Here is a 16612-nt window from a genome sequence, read left to right as displayed (position 1 = left end):
GCCGACACCCCGTGTCTCCTCCTCGGTGTCGCGGGAGGTCAGGGCCCCGCCCCGTCTGGCCGTGCGCGGTCCCCGGCTGCGGGCGGCCGCGACGGAGCGACCCCGATCGCGCGCATGGCCGCCGCGTACCTCTGGTACGCCCGCCGCGCCTCCCCGTGCCGGCCCCCGTCGCTGAGCACGCGGACCAGGTCCAGGTGCGGCTGCTCGTCGTACGGGGACAGGTCGAGGATGCGTAGCAGCCATCGGATCGCCTCGTCGACGTCCCCGGCTTCGACGGCGAGTTGCGCCAGCGCTCGCACGACCCGCAGGTAGGTGGCGCGTGCCAGCTCGCGAGTGGCGACCGCCCATTCCTCGTACGGCTCGTCCTCCAGGAAGTCCCCGGTGTAGTGGCGCTCGACGCCGGCCAGTACGGCCCGGCCGTGCTTCCCAAGGCGCAGACCGTGCTCCGCCTCTTCCAGGAAGTCCTCCACGTCGATCGTCACCCGGGAGGTGTCCAGGGCCACGGCGCCAGGGCTGGCCCGGATGAAGTGATCGGTCGCGGCACGGCGGTCGGGATCGAGGACCGAGCGCAGGACCGACAGCGCGACCGACAGCCGGTGGCCGACTCTGCCGGAATCCTCGCCCGGCCACAGCGACTCGGCGATCTCCTCGCGCCCGGTCATCCGGCCACGCCGGGAGAGGAGGATCCGCAGCAGGTCCCGCGCCTTTCTGGACTGCCACGCCGACGGGGGCAGCGTGACGCCGTTCACCACGACCTCGAAGCGGCCGAGCGTCGAGATCGACACCTGGGGAGGTTCCGGCGCCAGCGGAGAGATCAGCCGGATGCCCGCCCCCCGGAGCCTCTCGGCGGCGGCACGTCCCTCGATGCGGTCGGCGGCGTTGGAGTCGGGCAGCCGGCCGCGCATCGCCCGCAGGCGATCGACGTGCAGGGTGGCCCCGGTGACCTGCCATGTCGTGGCGGCCTCGGCGAGCGCGTGCGCCGCCTGGGCGGGGTCGATCGCGGCGTGCAGCTCCAGCGCCTGGGCCACGGCGGGCTTGTCGCGGTGGCGGCGCGCGAGATCCGCCGCCTCTCCCGCCATGCCGGCCGCGCATTCCAGATCGCCGGAGAGGACGGCGACCCACCCCCTGACGATCAGCGCCCGCGCCGCGCGTCTCCCCGTCGCCATCGTGGCGGCGCGGGTCGCGAGGCGCTTCGCCGTACCCGGGTCCTCACGGCACAGCACCAGCGCGAGACCCGACAACGCGGGCACGAGAGCCTGCAGATCGCCCGTCGGTTCGGCGATCCGTACCGCTTCCTCGTAGGCGGCGCGGGCGAGCTGGTGCTGCCCACGCCAGTGGTGGATGTCGGCCAGCCCGAGCAACGGGTAGGCCACCTTGGCCGAGCCGAGCCGCTGGTAGAGCGACACGGCGTACCCGAAGAGATCGGACGCCTCCTCGATCCGGCCGAGCAGGGTGAGCGCCTCACCGGCGTTGCACAGGGCGACGGGGAGAACCGCCATCGCGTCGCACGTCTCCGCGAGAGCCGCCGCCGCGAGCGCTTCGGCGAGCGCCTCCGGGTAGCCGCCCTCGTTGAGCAACAGCCCGGCGCGGTTGGCGCGGACGCGCGAGATCTGGACGATGTCTCCGGCTCGTTCCGCGAGCCCGAGCGCGCGCTCGTAGTGTTCCGCGTTGGCGACCGGGTCGCCGGACAGCGTCGCGTGCATCGCCAGGGCCGTGTGGGCCATGGCCGCGGCCGCGGTGTCGTCGCCGCGGCCGGCGACGGCGAGCGCCCGCTCGGACAACTCGCCGGATCGCGCGAGATCGCCGATCATCCAGCGGGCGAGGGCATGCGACGCGTGCAGCATCGCCTCGTCGACGCCCTCCACCTCCGGGAGCTCCACCCGCTCGAAGGTCTCTATCGCGGCATGGGGGCGTGCGCGCAGGTAGTGCACCGTGCCGAGCCTCCAGGCGAGTCCCGCGTCGAGGCGGTCCGCGTCGGCGGCGAACGTGGCGAGCGCCTCGTCGTAGTGACCCGTCACGGTCAGCGCCTGCCCGAGCAGGAGGCGGAGTTCCCGGTCGCGCGACGCCGGCGGAAGCGAACGGATCGCGTCGCCGACCGCCGCGGCGGAGCCCTCCGCGATCCCTTCGCGACCGTGCTCCCGGAGGACGCGAAGGAAGCCGGAGTGGTCCGCGGCGTGCCGGCGGGCGGTGACCGCCGCCCCGATCATCCGCATGCGCTCGTACCAGCCCGCGGCGTCGCGAAGCAGCCGATGGCGCTTCGCCTCGGAGAGCGGCCAGCGGGTCCGGACCACCTCGGCCACCAACGGCACCAGCCGGTACGTGGGCGCCCACCGCGGGTCGTCGTGCGGGCGGGCGGCCGTGTTGTGCGTCGGGACGAGCAGGCCGGTCCTGAGCAACAGGTCGAGCGCCGGCTCCGGACTGTCGACGCCCAGCGCGCGGCAGAGCCCGGCGGAGACGGGGCCCAGATGCGCGATGGCGCGCAGCAGCCGGCGCGTGCCGGGCTCGAAGGGCGCGAGCACCTCCGTCTCCACGAAGCCGAAGGGTGCGGTTCCCGGGCCCGCGATGCTGGCGGGCAGGAGTTCGGCGGGAGTGGGAGCCGCCGTGACCAGTCGCGCGCCGGTCAGGTGGACGAGGGCGGGCCAGCCCGCGGTCAGCCCGTGGACCCTCCTGGCCAGGTTCGCGTCGTGCACGCCGTACTGTTCCCGCAGGATCGCGGCCACCCTCGCCGGAGGCAGCGCGAGATCGGCCGGGCCGATCATCCGCAGACCGGGTACGGCCGCCAGACCGGGGAGGGGCAGGCGTGAGACGAGCATGAGCCTCGTCTTCGGAGCCGCGCGCTCGACGAACGCCCTGAGCTCGGCGGCGGGGACCGCGGCCAGATCGTCGAGTACCGCCACGTCCTCGTCGCCGAGGTCGGGAACCACCGCGGAATGCCAGCTCGCGCGGTGGCCGCGTAACCAGCGGTGCAGCGTCTCGGTCTTGCCGTAGCCGGCTGCCGCGATCACGAGTGTGCAGCGCGCGTTCGGCGGGCTCGTCGCCGTCCGGTTCATCTGGCCGCTCCGATCGCCGTGGAGTACGGGGTCCGGTGCCTCCCGGCCGCCGCATCGGTCGCGGGACGGGAGTGCCCGGCCGAGTGCCCGGCCGGACGCGTGGGGAGGACCCGCCGCGGATGATCCCCGGATTCCGCGTGATCGCTCCGGTGGCATGGGATGGCCGACGTCATGTGGTGTCCAGATCGCTCGATCGTGAAGGCGGGCTCGCCGCGGCGGTGGATGGAGTTGTGCAGGGGGCGTGTCAGAGGTTTCGTATATACGGCTATTCGATTGATGTGCGCTTGAAAACCGATGCCCGCGTGAAAACCTTGGCGGTGACGCGGATGTGGCCGCGTGGACCGTCCCGCCCGTGATGAGGGCGACGACGCCGACCTTGAGACGACTCGGATCCGGCTCTGACATGCCGCCGCTACCGTCCTCGACGAGTACACGGCGTCACCCGTACATCCGCATGCCTGAGGGGCAGTAATGGAATTGTCGTTGAATCCATCCACCGTCGAAGCGGTTTTCCGCCTCGCCGAGGTCCGGGAACTGGCGGCCACCTGCGTCGAACTGTCGGGCATCCGCGGACTGCGTCTGTTCCTGAGCGACGACCTGGCCCGCTGGGCATCCCATATGAGGAGCGCCGCGGGCACGGACGGGGTCAACCCGACGTTCGATCCCGGGTGCGGCAAGGTGGCGCCCGGCGAGAGCCTCTGTCTGTGGGTCCGTGACGAGACGGGCGGAACCGTCGCCTGCATCGCGGGCCGGGTGTTCGAGACCACGGACTTCACCATGCTGGTCAGGTCGTTGAAACTGTGGTTCGATCCGGTTCCCGCCGGCATGCCGGACGGGCTCCGGCTGGTTCTCCCGGCGACGTTTCCCACGCTGGCCGGGAGGGTCGGGCACGTCGGCGGTCTGTGGATCCACCCGGAGTTCCGCGGGAAGGGCCTCTCGACCATACTGGCGCGCCTCGCTCGCGGAGCCGTACTCGACCGGTTCACGGCCGACTGGGACACGTGGGTCTCGTTCCGGAAGATCGCCGACAAGGCGGTCCTGACATCCGCCTACGGGACGGCGGACGCCGCTCTGTGCGTCGACGGGTTCTTCCCGCCGACGAACCGGCACGAGCAGGTGTTCCTGAGCTTCGCCACACGCGCCCAGGTTCTGCACGCCGTGCGCGACGGCGTCGCGGCCCTCGCCGGCGCCATGCGTCCGTACGGTCCCAGAGAGGAACTGGCCGCCGTTTCACGATGACAGCGGGCGCCGGCCGATGGAATGGACGTCGATCCCCGTCATCTCCCGCCGGTCCCCGGCATCTCCCGTTTGTCCTCGTCATCTCCCGCCGATCACCGCCACCCCCGAGGAACTCCGATGCACGACGAACTCTGGCACGAGCTGACCAGACTCTCCGCCACATCCCCAGGATCGCCCGACTGGCGTCCCGTCCTCTTCGACCTTTCCGCCGAAGAGGACGAAGCGGCACTCCACCGGTTGTTGCGCTCCGGATCCGTACGGCGGGTCCATGACTCCGTGGAGAGGCAGCTGGCCGAGCTGATGGCCGCCCGCGACCCCGCAGTGAGCGGATCCGACGCCGAACTGGACCGGCGGATCCGGCTTCACCTGGCCGGGCGTGAGCTCACGCGATACGGCACGTTCGTCTGGTATCCGTGGTCCGGCGTACTCGTACGCGCGCTTCCCGCCGCGGAGTTCGGAGAGCTGCGCACCGACCGCAACCGAAACAAGATCACTCGCGCCGAGCAGCGGCGCCTCTTTGGCACGCGCATCGGCGTCATCGGACTGTCCGTCGGCAACGCAGCGGCGGTCACGATGGCCCTCGAAGGTGTGGGCGGCTTCTTCCGGCTCGCCGATTTCGACACGCTCGAAATGACGAACCTCAATCGGATCAGGGCCGGCCTGCCGGACCTCGGAGTGGAGAAGACCGTTCTGTCCGCGCGGCAGATGGCCGAGATCAACCCGTACCTGGACATCGAGCGCTACCCGCACGGGGTGCGGCGGGACACCGTCGACGACTTCCTTCTCGCGGGCGGCAAGCTGGACCTCCTCGTCGAGGAGTGCGACGACCTGCACGTCAAGGTCGCCGTACGGGAGCGCGCACGCGCGCACGGCATCCCGGTGCTCATGGACACGAGCGATCGAGGTCTTCTGGACGTCGAGCGCTTCGACCTGGAGCCCGATCGGCCGATCCTCCACGGCCTGCTGGGCGACGTCCGGGCCGAGGATCTGGACGGGCTGGCGGCCGAGGCCAAGATCCCCATCGTGCTGGCCCTCCTCGGTGAACGGCTGCTGAGCCCGCGCATGGTCGCCTCGCTCCCCGAGATCGGCAAGACGATCAGTAGCTGGCCCCAACTCGCCTCCGGAGTCTCACTCGGCGGAGGCATCGTCACGGACGCCGCGCGCCGCCTCCTCCTCGGGGAGCCCGTCGCCTCCGGCCGGTACTACGTGGACCCCGGCACGCTCGTCACGGACGACCATCGGATGTACGGAGATCCCGCCGTGTCCGCTCCCGCGCTCGCACCCTCGACGGTCGCCGGTGCGGACGCCGGTTACGGGCGTTGACCCGGAGAACTCGGGTTCATGGATCTTCTTGGCCTACGCGCCGCCCACTCGCCGTGGCGGAGATCCACGTGACACCCCCGGTCTAGACGTGGGTGGACTCGAAGGCCAGCGCGGCGTCCAGGAGGAGGGATCCGGCACCGAGGAGGGCCGCGTCCCGGCCGACGCGGGTGACGGCGATCTCCAAGTCGCGCGTGGCGAGAGGTAGGCAGCGCTCGTAGACGGCGGCTCGGATCGCGGAGATGAGCGGTTCGGCCGCGGAGAGGCTGCCGCCGACCACGATGGCGTCGGGGTTGAAGAAGTTCACCAGCACGGTGAGCACCTCGCCGATGAGGCGCCCGGCGTTCCTGACCAGCGCCGTCGCCTCGGGTACGCCGTCGTCGACGGAGGTCACGATGCCCGCGGGCCGTCGTACGGTGATGCCGTGCTCGGCCAGGGCGCTCATCAGCGCGGCTCCGCTGGCGTAGGCCTCCAGACAGTCGGAGTGCCCGCAGGAGCAGGTGACGGAGGAGTCCGTCCTGACCCGGACGTGGCTGATGTCGCCCGCCGCCCCTCGTCCCCTGTGCAGGCGGCCCTCGACGATGACCCCGCACCCTATGCCGGTGCCCGCTTTCAGGACCATGAGGTTGTCGCAGCGGGGCCAGGCGCGGGCCTCGCCGATGGCCATGAGGTTGGCGTCGTTCTCCACGAGGACCGGCAGGTCGTACCGCCTGCCCAGATGCTCGGCGACGGGGAAGTTGTTCCAGCCGGGCATGCGCGAGGGGGACACCACGCGACCGCTGGCTGGGTCCACGGGACCGGGGATCCCGGTGCCGATCCCGCGCAGCGGGACGACGGAGGAGCCGTCCCTCCCGTGGCGCTCCAGCAGTTCGTCGAACACGTCCGCCATCCAGTCCAGAACCGCCTCGGGGCCCCGGTTGATGTCGCAGGGGTGCTCCTCGATGACCAGCGGGGTGCCGCTGAGGTCGAGCAGGCCGAGGCGGACGTGGTGCGCCCCGAGGTCGGCCACCGCCAGCAGTCCGGCGGTGGGGCTGAGCCGCAGCCGCCGTGGCCGCCGCCCGCCGCGGGAGGCTCCGGATCCCTCCTCGACGAGCAGGCCGGAATCGATCAGTTCCTCGACGCGCAGGGAGACGCTGGAGGCCGCCAGGCCGGAGAGGCGGGCGAGCTCCGCCCGGGACTCGGCGTGGCCGCCCGCGACCAGGCGCAGGAGGTCTCCTTGAGCCCCTCGTACGGGCAGTCGCTCTTTGCCTGACATGAACAGAGGAATACCACGGCTGTACTTAGTGCGGCAATGTGTTGACTTGCGTGAGAATCGTCCATTACGGTCCGCTTAATCTTCGATCTCGAAGGAAGATGGCCGATGATCCAGATACAAGCACTGAACAAATGGTTCGGTGATCATCATGTTCTCCACGATGTCGACCTCGAAGTGGCGCAGGGCGAAGTCCTCGTGGTGATCGGCCCCTCGGGATCCGGCAAGTCCACCCTGTGCCGCTGCTTGAACCGGCTGGAAAGCGCGAGTTCCGGCACCATCCGCATCGACGGCGTGCCGGTTCCCGAGGAGGGCCGCGAACTGGCCAGGCTCCGGGCCGACGTCGGGATGGTGTTCCAGTCCTTCAACCTCTTCCAGCACAAGACCGTCCTGGAGAACGTGGTGCTCGCGCCGATGAAGGTGCGCGGCGTCGGCCGCGCCGAGGCGGAGCGGACCGCGCGGGAACTGCTGGAACGCGTCGGCATCGCCGAGCAGGCCGGCAAGCTGCCCGCACGCCTGTCCGGTGGGCAGCAGCAGCGGGCAGCCATCGCCCGGGCGCTCGCCATGCGCCCCAAGGTGATGCTCTTCGACGAGCCCACCTCGGCGCTCGACCCCGAGATGGTCGGCGAAGTCCTCGACGTCATGGCCGGACTCGCCGCGGACGGCATGACCATGGTCGTCGTCACCCACGAGATGGGGTTCGCCCGCAGGGCCGCCGACCGCGTGGTGTTCATGGACGGCGGCCGGATCGTCGAGACGGGCCGGCCGGACACGTTCTTCGAAGCTCCCAGGACGGACCGGGCCAGGGACTTCCTGGCCAAGGTACTCACTCACTGATCGCAAAGGATGGTGGGCACGATGGTGGTGTCCATGAAGCGGGTGGCCGCTGTCGCCGCCGTGTCGATGATCGGCCTGTCCGCCTGCTCCGGCACGGGCTCGGGTAGCCCGGCGGTGCCGGGCGAGACGGGAGGAGCCGCCGAGGGCGCTGGTGTGCTCGCCAAGGCACCGGTGGCCGCGGCCGCCGACATCCTGCCCGGCTCCACGATGGAGAAGATCAAGCAGCGGGGCGAGCTGATCGTCGGCGGGTCGCTCGACGCACCCCTGTTGTCGCAGCAGAACCCGGTGACCGGCGAGGTCGAGGGATTCGACGCCGACATGGGCAAGGCCCTCGCCACGTACATCATCGGCGAGCCCAAGGTGAAGATCGTCAACTCGGCCTCCGAGACCCGTGAGGCGCTGCTGAGCAACGGCACCGTCGACGTGGTCTTCCAGACCTACACGATCACGCCTGAGCGGGCCGAGCAGGTCGCCTTCGCCGGGCCGTACTACTCGTCCGGCCTGACCATCGCGGTCAAGAAGGGGACGACGGGCATCGCCAAACCGGAGGACCTCAACGGCAAGACCGTCATCGCGGGAGCCAACACCCCGGCCATCCCTGCCATCAAGAAGCTCGCCCCGCAGGCCGAGATCGTGACGTTCGGAAGCGACCCCGAGTGCATCCAGGCGCTCAAGCAGGACCGCGGTGTCGCCTACGTCCAGGACGAGACCCTCCTGATCGCCGACGCGCAGAAGGACCCGGCGGTGGAGGTCGTCGGCAGCCCCTTCACGACCGATCCGTACGGCATCGGCCTCAAGCACGGTGACGACCAGTTCAAGAAGTTCGTCAACGACTGGCTGAAGAAGACCCAGAGCGCCGGTGTCTGGCAGGGGATCTGGAAGAACTCCATAGGCACGGTCGTCCAGGGCGAGGCCCCGGCCCCGCCGCAGATCGGATCGGTTCCGGGTTCCTGATGTCCGTGCTCCTGGATCACCTTCCCGAGTTCTGGGAGGGGCTGGTCGTGACGCTCCAGCTCACCGCGGCCTCGTTCGCCGGCGCCGCGGTGCTCGGGATCGTCGTCACCTCCATGAGGGTCAGCCCGGTCGCGGTCCTGCGCGGGATCGGCACCGCGTACGTCGAGACCTTCCAGAACCTGCCCCTCCTGGTGCTGCTGGTGCTCGCCGTGTTCGGCCTGCCGGAGATCGGGATCAAGGCGGATCTGCTGGTCACCGCCGTCGTGGTCATCGCGGTCTACGAGGCCGCCTACATCGCCGAGGCGCTGCGCTCCGGCGTCAACGCCGTCTCCGCCGGCCAGGGTGAGGCGGCACGCGCGCTCGGGCTGACCTTCGGCCAGTCGCTGCGCCACGTGGTCCTGCCGCAGGCGCTGCGCACGGTGATCCAGCCGCTGGGCAACGTCTTCATCGCCCTGACGATGAACACCTCGCTCGCGGCTGCCGTCGGCGTGGTCGACCTGACCGCGGCGGCCAACCGCGTCAACCTCATCGAGGCCCAGCCGATCCCGATCTTCGTCGGGGCGGGTCTCGCCTACGCGCTGATCGCCGCCTGTGTCGGCCTCGTCACCGGCCGGCTCGAACGACGGTTGGTGACGGCCGGATGAGCGATCTCCTCTTCGACGCGCCCGGACCGCGCGCCCGCCGTAGGATCCGGATCGCGACCGTGGTCGGCACGGTCGCGATCCTGGGGCTCCTCGCGCTGGCCGTCCGCCAGTTCGCCGCGGCCGGGCAGCTCGATCCGGAGCGCTGGCAGCCGTACGCGACGTGGCCGATGTGGCGTTACCTGCTCGGCGGCCTGTGGTCCACGGTGCTGGCGGCGGTCGTCGCGGCGGCGCTCGCCATGGCGGCCGGACTGGCACTGGCGCTGGGCAGGTTGTCTCGCCGCCGCTGGGTGCGCCTGCCCGCGGCCGCCTACATCGAGGCCGTACGGACCATCCCGGCGCTGCTCCTCGTCTACGTCATGTTGTTCGCCCTGCCCCGATACGGGGTGGACCTGCCCCTGTTCTGGAAGCTCGTCGTGCCGCTCGCGGTGTCGAACGCGGCGGCGTTCGCGGGGGTCTTCCGGGCCGGAATCCTGTCCGTCGACAAGGGGCAGGGCGAGGCGGGTCTGGCCGTCGGGCTCACGCACGGCCAGACCATGCGCACGATCGTGCTGCCGCAGGCGGCCCGGCGCGTGCTGCCCTCCATCGTCAGCCAGTCGGTCGGCCTGCTGAAAGACACGTCGCTCGGCTTCGTGGTCAGCTACGCCGAACTGCTCTACAGCGGCAAGGTCCTGGCGGCCTACAACGGCCTGCTCATCCAGACCTACATCGTCGTGGCGCTGGTCTACCTGGCGATCAACGGGTCGTTGTCGAAGCTCGCCCGCGTCCTCGAAACCCGTACTCAGGAGACCCGCGCAGTCGCGGCCGACCGATCACGAAGGAGCACCGCCCGTGCCTGAACCGCCCCTGCCTGAACCGCCCCTGCCTGAACCGCCCGTGCCTGAACCGCCCGTGCCTGAACCGTCAGTGCCTGAACCGTCCGTGCCCGGACTCGTCCCGCTCGCCGAGGTGGTGCGTTCCGGATTCACGGAGAGCCTGCACTTCGGCAGCGCCGTGGGCCTCGCGCCCGACGGCACCGCGGCCGTCGCCCTCGGCCTGGCCGGTGCGCCGATACTGCCGCGCTCGTCCGCCAAACCGCTGCAGGCGCTGGCGTGCCTTTCGGCCGGAGCCGATCTGTACGGGCCCCGCCTGGCCATCGCCGCCGGCAGCCACACGGGCGAGGACGTCCACGTACGGCTGGTCGCCGAGATGCTCGACGCGGCGGGGCTCGGGTTCGACGCGCTCCGCTGCCCCGCCGACTGGCCGGAGGACGAGGCCACTCGGCACGGGCTGATCCGCGAGGGCATGAGCGCATCTGCCGAGCGCATGAACTGCTCGGGCAAGCACGCCGCGATGCTCGCCGCCTGCGCGGCCTCCGGCTGGCCGACCGGCACCTACCTCGACGCGGCTCATCCCCTGCAGCGCAGGGTGCGCGAAGTGGTCGAGGAACTGTCGGGGGAGGAGGTGGCCCACGTCGCGGTGGACGGCTGCGGGGCGCCGCTGTTCGGGATGTCACTGACCGGGCTGGCGCTGGCCGTCCAGCGCATGGTGCTGGCCGAGCCGGGAACCGCGCCGAGGGCGGTCGCCGACGCGATGCGCGAGCATCCCGAGTACGTCGGCGGCACCGGCCACCCCAACACCTCCCTGATGCGGGCGCTGCCGGGAGCGGTGGCGAAGGGCGGGGCCGAGGGGGTGCTCGTCGTCGCTCTGGCCACAGGACACGCGGCAGCGGTCAAGGTCGTCGACGGCAGCCCTCGGGCGACGAACGCCATCGCGCTGGCCGTGCTGAAGGCGGCGGGCGGCGACGTCACGGCGGCGGCGGGCTTCGAGCGCGTCCCGGTGCTGGGCGGGGGCGCCCCCGTCGGCGAAATCCACGCTTTGGAGGGGATATGAGCCTTAGCTACGAGGTCTGCATCGACAGCACCGCGGGCGCTCTGGCGGCGGAACGGGCCGGCGCGCATCGGGTGGAGCTGTGCTCGGCGTTGTTCGAGGGCGGTCTCACTCCCACCTTGGGCGTGGTGGAGGCGACCCTCGCCGCGGTCTCGGCGATCCGCGTCCATGTGATCATCCGTCCCAGAGGCGGCGACTTCGTCTACGACGAGTACGAGATCGCGGCCATGGAACGCGACGTGGCGGCCATCGGGAACGCGGGCGCGCACGGCGTGGTGATAGGGGCGCTCACCCCGTCCGGAGAGGTGGACGTCGAGGTCGTCAAGCGGCTCATCGGCGCCGCCGGGGGACTTTCCGTCACCTTCCACCGGGCGTTCGACATGACCGCCGACCCGTTCGCCGCACTCGACACGCTCGCCCCGCTGGGCGTCGACCGGGTGCTCACCTCGGGCCAGGACACCACCGCCCTCGAAGGCGCGCCGCTGATCGCCTCGCTCGGCGAGCACGCGGGGGACCGGATGATCATCATGCCCGGCGGCGGCATCACCCCGCGCAACGTGAGCCGTGTGGTCGCGGCCACCGGAGCCAAGGAGATCCACTTCGCCGCGCTGGTGGACGCCCCCAGCCCCGCCGTGTACCGCAACCCCCACCCGTTCATGGGCGGCGAACTTCGCCAGCCCGAGTACGCGCGCCGGGTCACCTCGCCCGGCGTCGTCGGGGATGTGATCGCCGCTTGCGGGACGTGAGGGCGTTCGGGTTCGCCGGGCCGTTCACCGGGACCACCTCGAAGCCAGGGAGGCGAGGCCGTCGCCGAGGCCGCCGAGCCAGCAGGCGGGATCGCGGCCTCCGTTGTACTCGGTGTAGGTCACGTCGTAGCCCTTGTCGAAGAGCGTCCGGGCGAAGCGCCGGTTCTGCTCCAGCAGCAGCCATTCGAGCCTGCCCGCCTCCACGTGGAAGCGGACCGGCAGCCGCGCCGCCCCGGCGTACCGCCGGGTCAGCCACTCCGGATCCTCGTCGCTCCACCAGTACGACCCCGACTGCGAGAGCACGTTGCCGAACCGCTCCGGCGCGACGAACGCCGCGTACGAGGAGGTGAGCCCGCCGAGGCTCTGGCCCGCGATGACGGTGCGGGCGGGATCGGCCGTCGCCCCCCACTCGCGCCCGGCCCACGGCAGCAGCTCGTCGGCCAGCCAACGGACGAACGGCTCGTGGCACGCCATGTCGCGCAGCCGGGCCGGCCGGTCCACCGCGTCGGGCAGCACGGCGACGGCCGGCGGCATCCGTCCGTCCGCGATCAGGTTGTCCAGCGTCGGCACCCCGGCCCAGGTGTCCCCGTCAAGGAGGACCAGGACGGGGTGGTCGCCCGTGCTCGCGTCGTGCCCGGGCGGGGTGTAGACCCAGACCCGCCGTCCCGCGACCCCGGCCTCGTGGATCCGTCCCTCCGGTGTCCCCGGACGCCGGGCCCGGTACGGCTGGGCGGGCGCGAGCGGCAGTTCCAGCAGGGAGGAGGGGCCGCGACCGAGCTGCCCGGGGACGGTCTCGGGATTGCCGGGATCGGGCAGCGCGGTCTCCATGACCCGCCGCCAGGAGTTCCGGTCCGTCGCCGGGATCTGAGTGCAGGGCAGGATCTGGTACGAGGCGCGCAGGTCCTCGTCCAGCTCGTAGGTCAGGGTGAGCAGGTCGCCGCCCGCCTCCTCGGTCGTCACGTGGCGGCTGATGTCGCCCGCGTGCCGGTCCCTGTCGGTGAGCGTGTTGATCAGGACGACCGCCCGTTCTCCGGGGGACCCGGCCCGCCAGAGGAAGGTCACGCGACGCTTCCCCGGGATCGGAGACGGTTCGACGAGCGGCGTCACCCGGTGGTCCGCCGGACTCGTCATCGTGGTCGTCGTCGGGTTCTCTGATGGCATTTCACGAGTCCGGCCCCTACGCGGTCCTTCCGGGCATGCCGTGTCAGAACGGGGGCCGGTCGCGATCTCCGGACAGGAGGGACCGCATGACAGGACGCGGTGCTCTGCCGACCCGGCGGAGGCGATCAGCAGGGGAAAGCCGATTCTCCGCCCGCTGTCACGGCGCCGGAGCGAGGTCGGGGAGCGCGTCGCCGATCTGCCCGCGGCGCAGGCGGGCCTGCTTGGGCATGTTCCAGCCGAGGACGGCGGTGATCGCGCCGTCGCGGCGGTAGACGGCGACGAAGCGGCGGCCGGCCAGGTCGCCGTCCACGACGGTCACCTCGGCGTCGGCGGACGGCGTCCCGTGGACGTGGATCCTGGCGTCGAACTGGTCGGTCCAGAAGTAGGGCACGGGCCGGTAGGGCTGGTCGTCGCCGAGGATGTTGGCCGCGACGACGGTGGCCTGTTCGGTGGCGTTGGTCCGGTTCTCCAGCCGGATCAAGGCGTCCAGCGTGACGTGGCGCCAGCGGGCCACGTCACCGGCCGCGTAGATGCCCTCGGCCGCGCGGCAACGTGAGTCGCACACCAGCCCGTTGTCCACCCGCAGGCCGCTGCCGGCGAGCCAACCGGTCGCCGGGTCGGCACCGACCGCGACCACGACCACGTCGGCGGGCAGCACCTCGCCGCTGTCCAGGCGCACGCCCGTGACCCGCCCGTGATGCCCGGTGAGCCCGCTGACTCCGGCGCCGAGCCGCAGGCGGACCCCGCGCTCGGTGTGCAGGTCGGCGAGTAGTCCCGCGACCACCGGTCCGAGCTGGCCGGCCAAGGGTGCCGGTCGGGGACCGGCCATGGTGACGGCCAGCCCCATGCCTCGCGCGGTGGCGGCGATCTCGGCGCCGAGCACCCCGTCACCGACGACCACGAGCCGCGAGGAGGCCAGCAGGTCCGCGCGCAGCGCCACGGCGTCGTCCAGCGTGCGCAGTGTGTGGACCCCGGCCAGTCCGGCCTGCCCGGCGAGCGTTCGGGGCCCCAGTCCCGTGGCGACGACGACGGCGTCGGCGCGCAGGGCGCGCCCGGACGCGGTGTGGACGGTACGCGTCTCGGTGTCCAGGCCGACGGCCGGGTCGGCGAGAAGGAACTCGGCCTCCAGCGCCGACAGGGCCGCCTGCGGCCGCAGCCGAGCACGTTCGGGATCCCAGGCGCCAGCCAGGACCTGTTTGGACAGCGGCGGCCGGTCGTACGGCAGGTGCGGCTCGGCGCCCAGGACGGTCAGGCGGCCCTGGTAGCCCTTGCGGCGCAACGCTTCGGCGGTGGACAGCCCGGCGGCGGAGGCACCGACCACCAGAACGCCGGAGGGAGCGGTCACGTGCTCTCGCTCAGCTCGATGGCGGCCGCGGGGCAGACGGCGGCGGCCTCGCGCACCGCCGCGTGCAGGTGCTCGGACGGCTCCGCCTCCAGCAGGATCACGACACCGTCGTCGTCGCGCTGGTCGAACACCTCCGGCGCGAGCAGCACGCACTGACCGGCGCCGCAGCATTTGGCCTCGTCCACGTTGATCTTCATGGTGGGGTTCCTCTCTGTTTCAGGTCGTCTCCGCGTCCGGTGTGACGGGGGCCGCCCACAGCCCGACGATCGCGTCGACCAGGCCGGTCCCGGCGCTGTGCCAGCTGGAGCGCGGCGTCGGACCGCCGTCGGCCAGAGCGCGTTCGCGGTCGGCGCACACGTGCATCATCAGCTGACGCGTCATGTCCCCGCGTTCGGCGCGCACCTCGACCGGCAGCTCGGGAAGGCATCGGTTCAGCCCGTCGAGGATCTGGAGGAGCGTGGGGGAGGTGAGAGCCTCGTCGATCATGATTGCGCGCAGCGCGGGGTCCGTCATCACCTGGGCGCCGAACCGGGCGAACCAGGTGGGGTTGCCGAGGGCGGCCAGATGCTCGGTGATCGGGTGCACCAGACAGGCCACCCAGTCCCGCAGCTCGGCGGAGTCGCCGACCTCGGCCAGCATCCGCCGGCGTATGCGCTCCATCCGCTCGGCGTGCTTGCGCACGATCGCCCGCACCAGGTCCGCTTTCGTACCGAAGTGGTAGCCGACCGCGGCGTTGTTGCCCTGTCCGGCGGCCTCGCTGACCTGGCGGTTGGACACGGCGAACACCCCGTGCTCGGCGAACAACCGCTCCGCCGCCGTCAGAATCTGCTCCCGCGTCGCACTGACCCGCTCGGCTCGAACAGTCCTGCCGGTCATGGTTACCAGCGCACGAGGACTTCGCGCAGGCCGCCGACGACCAGCCCGTCCACCCGCCGCAGGTCCTCCGCCGCGACGGCCAGCTCCAGGGAGGGGAGCCTGCGCAGCAGCACCTCGAGCACGACCTGGAGCTCGGTGCGGGCCAGCGCCTGGCCCAGGCACGAGTGCGCCCCGGAGCCGAAGGCCAGATGCGGGTTGGGGCTGCGGCCCAGATCCATCTCGTCGGCGCCGTCGAAGACACTCTCGTCGCGGTTGGCCGCGGCCATGCTGCATATCACCGTCGTGCCGCGCGGCAGCACCGTCCCGCCGACCTCGGCCTCCTCGCCGAGATAGCGCGGCATGCCGAAGCCGGGGTTGGCGTCGAAGCGCAGCGCCTCCTCCACCGCCGAGCGCACCAGCGACCGGTCGGCCAGCAACCGCTCCCAGCGGGCGCGGTCGGCCAGCAGCATGCCGACCATCTTGCCGATCATGTTCGCCGTGGTCTCGTGCCCGGCCACCAGCAGCGCCATGCCCGTGGCCAGCAGTTCGACGTCGGACAGCCGGCCGCCGTCGGCGTCCGACTCCTTGATCAGTTCGCTGAGCAGGTCCTCGCTCGGCTGCGCCCGCTTGTCGGCGACGTGGTCGGCCATGTACTGGATGAACTCGGCCTGTGCCTCGTCGATCTCCGTCTGGCCGTAGCGGGTGAGGTTGAGCAGCGTGTCGGACCAGTAGGCGAACCTGTCCCGGTCGGCGGCGGGCACCCCCAGCAGGTCGCAGATCACGTACACCGGCAGCGGGAAGCCCAGGCACGCCTTGAGATCGGCCGGCTGGCCGCGCTTGATCATGTCGTCGATGAGCTGCTCGGCCATCTCCGCCATCACGGGCCGCAGCGCGGCCATCCGCTTGGCCGTGAACCACTTGCCGACCAGCCGCCGCCACCGCTGGTGCCCCTCGCCGCTGTCGGGGATCACCTGCGCCATGTCGGTGCTGAACAGCCCGCCCGACTCGTTGTCCGACAGTCGCGCCGCGTCGTCCGCGTTCAGCAACCGGGTGAAGCGCGGGTCGGCCAGCACCTGCTTGACGTCGTCGTAGCGGGTGAGCAGCGTCGCCTCGTCGCCGCTGGGCAGCTTCACCCGCGCCACCGGGCACCGCTGCCGCAACGCCGCCCACTCCGCCGGCGGTTCGAGCGCCGCCTCGCTGGGAATCGGGTAGCTCAGTACCTGCTCGCCGTCACCTGGACTCACTGCGGCCCCCTCCGGTCTGACTGCCAGTTGGCTGTCAGTCAACTCGGGCGGTTATCTTAAGTCAAGCAGTTGACTTAAAGCCTGAGCCAAGGTTCGCCC

Annotated in this window: 15 protein-coding genes; 8 read left to right on the top strand and 7 right to left on the bottom strand. The window is 71.5% G+C overall.

Translation table 11 applies throughout. The annotated features are described in order from the left end of the window. Positions 1–38: 38 nt before the first annotated feature. The gene (locus AB0I59_RS06810) at positions 39–3050 is read right to left on the bottom strand and encodes an AfsR/SARP family transcriptional regulator (RefSeq protein WP_358130870.1); all 3012 of its coding nucleotides are present in this window, start codon (positions 3048–3050) and stop codon (positions 39–41) included. Between the two features lie 483 nt (positions 3051–3533). Here AB0I59_RS06810 and AB0I59_RS06805 point away from each other — a divergent pair, with 483 nt between their 5' ends. Further along, positions 3534–4289 carry a GNAT family N-acetyltransferase gene (locus tag AB0I59_RS06805; RefSeq protein ID WP_358130868.1) on the top strand — a complete coding sequence of 252 codons (756 nt, stop codon included), beginning with the start codon at positions 3534–3536 and terminating at the stop codon, positions 4287–4289. A 117-nt stretch (positions 4290–4406) separates the two neighbouring features. Further along, positions 4407–5612, top strand: a complete 1206-nt coding sequence (locus AB0I59_RS06800) for a ThiF family adenylyltransferase (RefSeq protein ID WP_358130865.1) — start codon at positions 4407–4409, stop codon at positions 5610–5612. A gap of 82 nt (positions 5613–5694) precedes the next feature. On the opposite strand, the gene AB0I59_RS06795 is transcribed toward AB0I59_RS06800, so the two are convergent. Then, on the bottom strand, positions 5695–6864 hold the full coding sequence (locus AB0I59_RS06795; RefSeq protein ID WP_061252532.1) for an ROK family transcriptional regulator: 1170 nt from the start codon (positions 6862–6864) through the stop codon (positions 5695–5697). Between the two features lie 105 nt (positions 6865–6969). Here AB0I59_RS06795 and AB0I59_RS06790 point away from each other — a divergent pair, with 105 nt between their 5' ends. From AB0I59_RS06790 to AB0I59_RS06765, 6 genes are all read left to right on the top strand, one after another. Further along, a complete protein-coding gene (locus AB0I59_RS06790) occupies positions 6970–7698 on the top strand; it encodes an amino acid ABC transporter ATP-binding protein (protein WP_061252533.1) in 729 nt (242 codons plus the stop codon). A 21-nt stretch (positions 7699–7719) separates the two neighbouring features. Beyond that, positions 7720–8652, top strand: a complete 933-nt coding sequence (locus AB0I59_RS06785; protein ID WP_061252826.1) for a glutamate ABC transporter substrate-binding protein — start codon at positions 7720–7722, stop codon at positions 8650–8652. Further along, on the top strand, positions 8652–9296 hold the full coding sequence (locus AB0I59_RS06780; protein WP_358130860.1) for an amino acid ABC transporter permease: 645 nt from the start codon (positions 8652–8654) through the stop codon (positions 9294–9296). Before AB0I59_RS06785 ends, AB0I59_RS06780 begins: the two co-directional genes overlap by 1 nt. Then, a complete protein-coding gene (locus AB0I59_RS06775) occupies positions 9293–10132 on the top strand; it encodes an amino acid ABC transporter permease (protein ID WP_358130857.1) in 840 nt (279 codons plus the stop codon). Before AB0I59_RS06780 ends, AB0I59_RS06775 begins: the two co-directional genes overlap by 4 nt. A gap of 67 nt (positions 10133–10199) precedes the next feature. Continuing rightward, complete coding sequence (locus tag AB0I59_RS06770) at positions 10200–11165, top strand: asparaginase (RefSeq protein WP_358130854.1); 966 nt, start codon at positions 10200–10202, stop codon at positions 11163–11165. Further along, positions 11162–11908, top strand: a complete 747-nt coding sequence (locus tag AB0I59_RS06765) for a copper homeostasis protein CutC (RefSeq protein WP_358130851.1) — start codon at positions 11162–11164, stop codon at positions 11906–11908. The genes AB0I59_RS06770 and AB0I59_RS06765 overlap by 4 nt, the downstream gene beginning before the upstream one ends. Positions 11909–11932: 24 nt before the next feature. Here the strand turns inward: AB0I59_RS06765 and fes are convergent, their stop codons facing one another. From fes to AB0I59_RS06740, 5 genes are all read right to left on the bottom strand, one after another. Then, complete coding sequence (gene fes / locus AB0I59_RS06760; RefSeq protein WP_358130848.1) at positions 11933–13039, bottom strand: enterochelin esterase; 1107 nt, start codon at positions 13037–13039, stop codon at positions 11933–11935. 187 nt (positions 13040–13226) lie between these two features. Beyond that, the gene (locus AB0I59_RS06755) at positions 13227–14414 is read right to left on the bottom strand and encodes an NAD(P)/FAD-dependent oxidoreductase (protein ID WP_061252539.1); all 1188 of its coding nucleotides are present in this window, start codon (positions 14412–14414) and stop codon (positions 13227–13229) included. Continuing rightward, the gene (locus AB0I59_RS06750) at positions 14411–14611 is read right to left on the bottom strand and encodes a ferredoxin (protein ID WP_061252540.1); all 201 of its coding nucleotides are present in this window, start codon (positions 14609–14611) and stop codon (positions 14411–14413) included. Before AB0I59_RS06750 ends, AB0I59_RS06755 begins: the two co-directional genes overlap by 4 nt. Before the next feature lie 19 nt (positions 14612–14630). Next, a complete protein-coding gene (locus AB0I59_RS06745; RefSeq protein ID WP_061252541.1) occupies positions 14631–15290 on the bottom strand; it encodes a TetR/AcrR family transcriptional regulator in 660 nt (219 codons plus the stop codon). A gap of 2 nt (positions 15291–15292) precedes the next feature. Beyond that, on the bottom strand, positions 15293–16513 hold the full coding sequence (locus AB0I59_RS06740; RefSeq protein WP_061252542.1) for a cytochrome P450: 1221 nt from the start codon (positions 16511–16513) through the stop codon (positions 15293–15295). Positions 16514–16612 lie beyond the last annotated feature (99 nt).

Source organism: Microtetraspora glauca, from assembly GCF_040656155.1.
In the GTDB taxonomy this organism is placed as follows: domain Bacteria; phylum Actinomycetota; class Actinomycetes; order Streptosporangiales; family Streptosporangiaceae; genus Microtetraspora; species Microtetraspora glauca.
Note: the sequence above shows the minus strand (reverse complement) of the source record. Positions and strands in the feature narration are given on the sequence as shown.

Bases quoted from the DNA above. Each gene is read 5' to 3' on its own strand.
- AB0I59_RS06745 (WP_061252541.1), bottom strand. From the start codon at position 15,290: ATGACCGGCAGGACTGTTCGAGCCGAGCGGGTCAGTGCGACGCGGGAG.
- AB0I59_RS06750 (WP_061252540.1), bottom strand. From the start codon at position 14,611: ATGAAGATCAACGTGGACGAGGCCAAATGCTGCGGCGCCGGTCAGTGC.
- AB0I59_RS06775 (WP_358130857.1), top strand. From the start codon at position 9,293: ATGAGCGATCTCCTCTTCGACGCGCCCGGACCGCGCGCCCGCCGTAGG.
- AB0I59_RS06765 (WP_358130851.1), top strand. From the start codon at position 11,162: ATGAGCCTTAGCTACGAGGTCTGCATCGACAGCACCGCGGGCGCTCTG.
- AB0I59_RS06785 (WP_061252826.1), top strand. From the start codon at position 7,720: ATGGTGGTGTCCATGAAGCGGGTGGCCGCTGTCGCCGCCGTGTCGATG.
- AB0I59_RS06810 (WP_358130870.1), bottom strand. From the start codon at position 3,050: ATGAACCGGACGGCGACGAGCCCGCCGAACGCGCGCTGCACACTCGTG.
- AB0I59_RS06800 (WP_358130865.1), top strand. From the start codon at position 4,407: ATGCACGACGAACTCTGGCACGAGCTGACCAGACTCTCCGCCACATCC.
- fes (WP_358130848.1), bottom strand. From the start codon at position 13,039: ATGACGAGTCCGGCGGACCACCGGGTGACGCCGCTCGTCGAACCGTCT.
- AB0I59_RS06790 (WP_061252533.1), top strand. From the start codon at position 6,970: ATGATCCAGATACAAGCACTGAACAAATGGTTCGGTGATCATCATGTT.
- AB0I59_RS06780 (WP_358130860.1), top strand. From the start codon at position 8,652: ATGTCCGTGCTCCTGGATCACCTTCCCGAGTTCTGGGAGGGGCTGGTC.
- AB0I59_RS06795 (WP_061252532.1), bottom strand. From the start codon at position 6,864: ATGTCAGGCAAAGAGCGACTGCCCGTACGAGGGGCTCAAGGAGACCTC.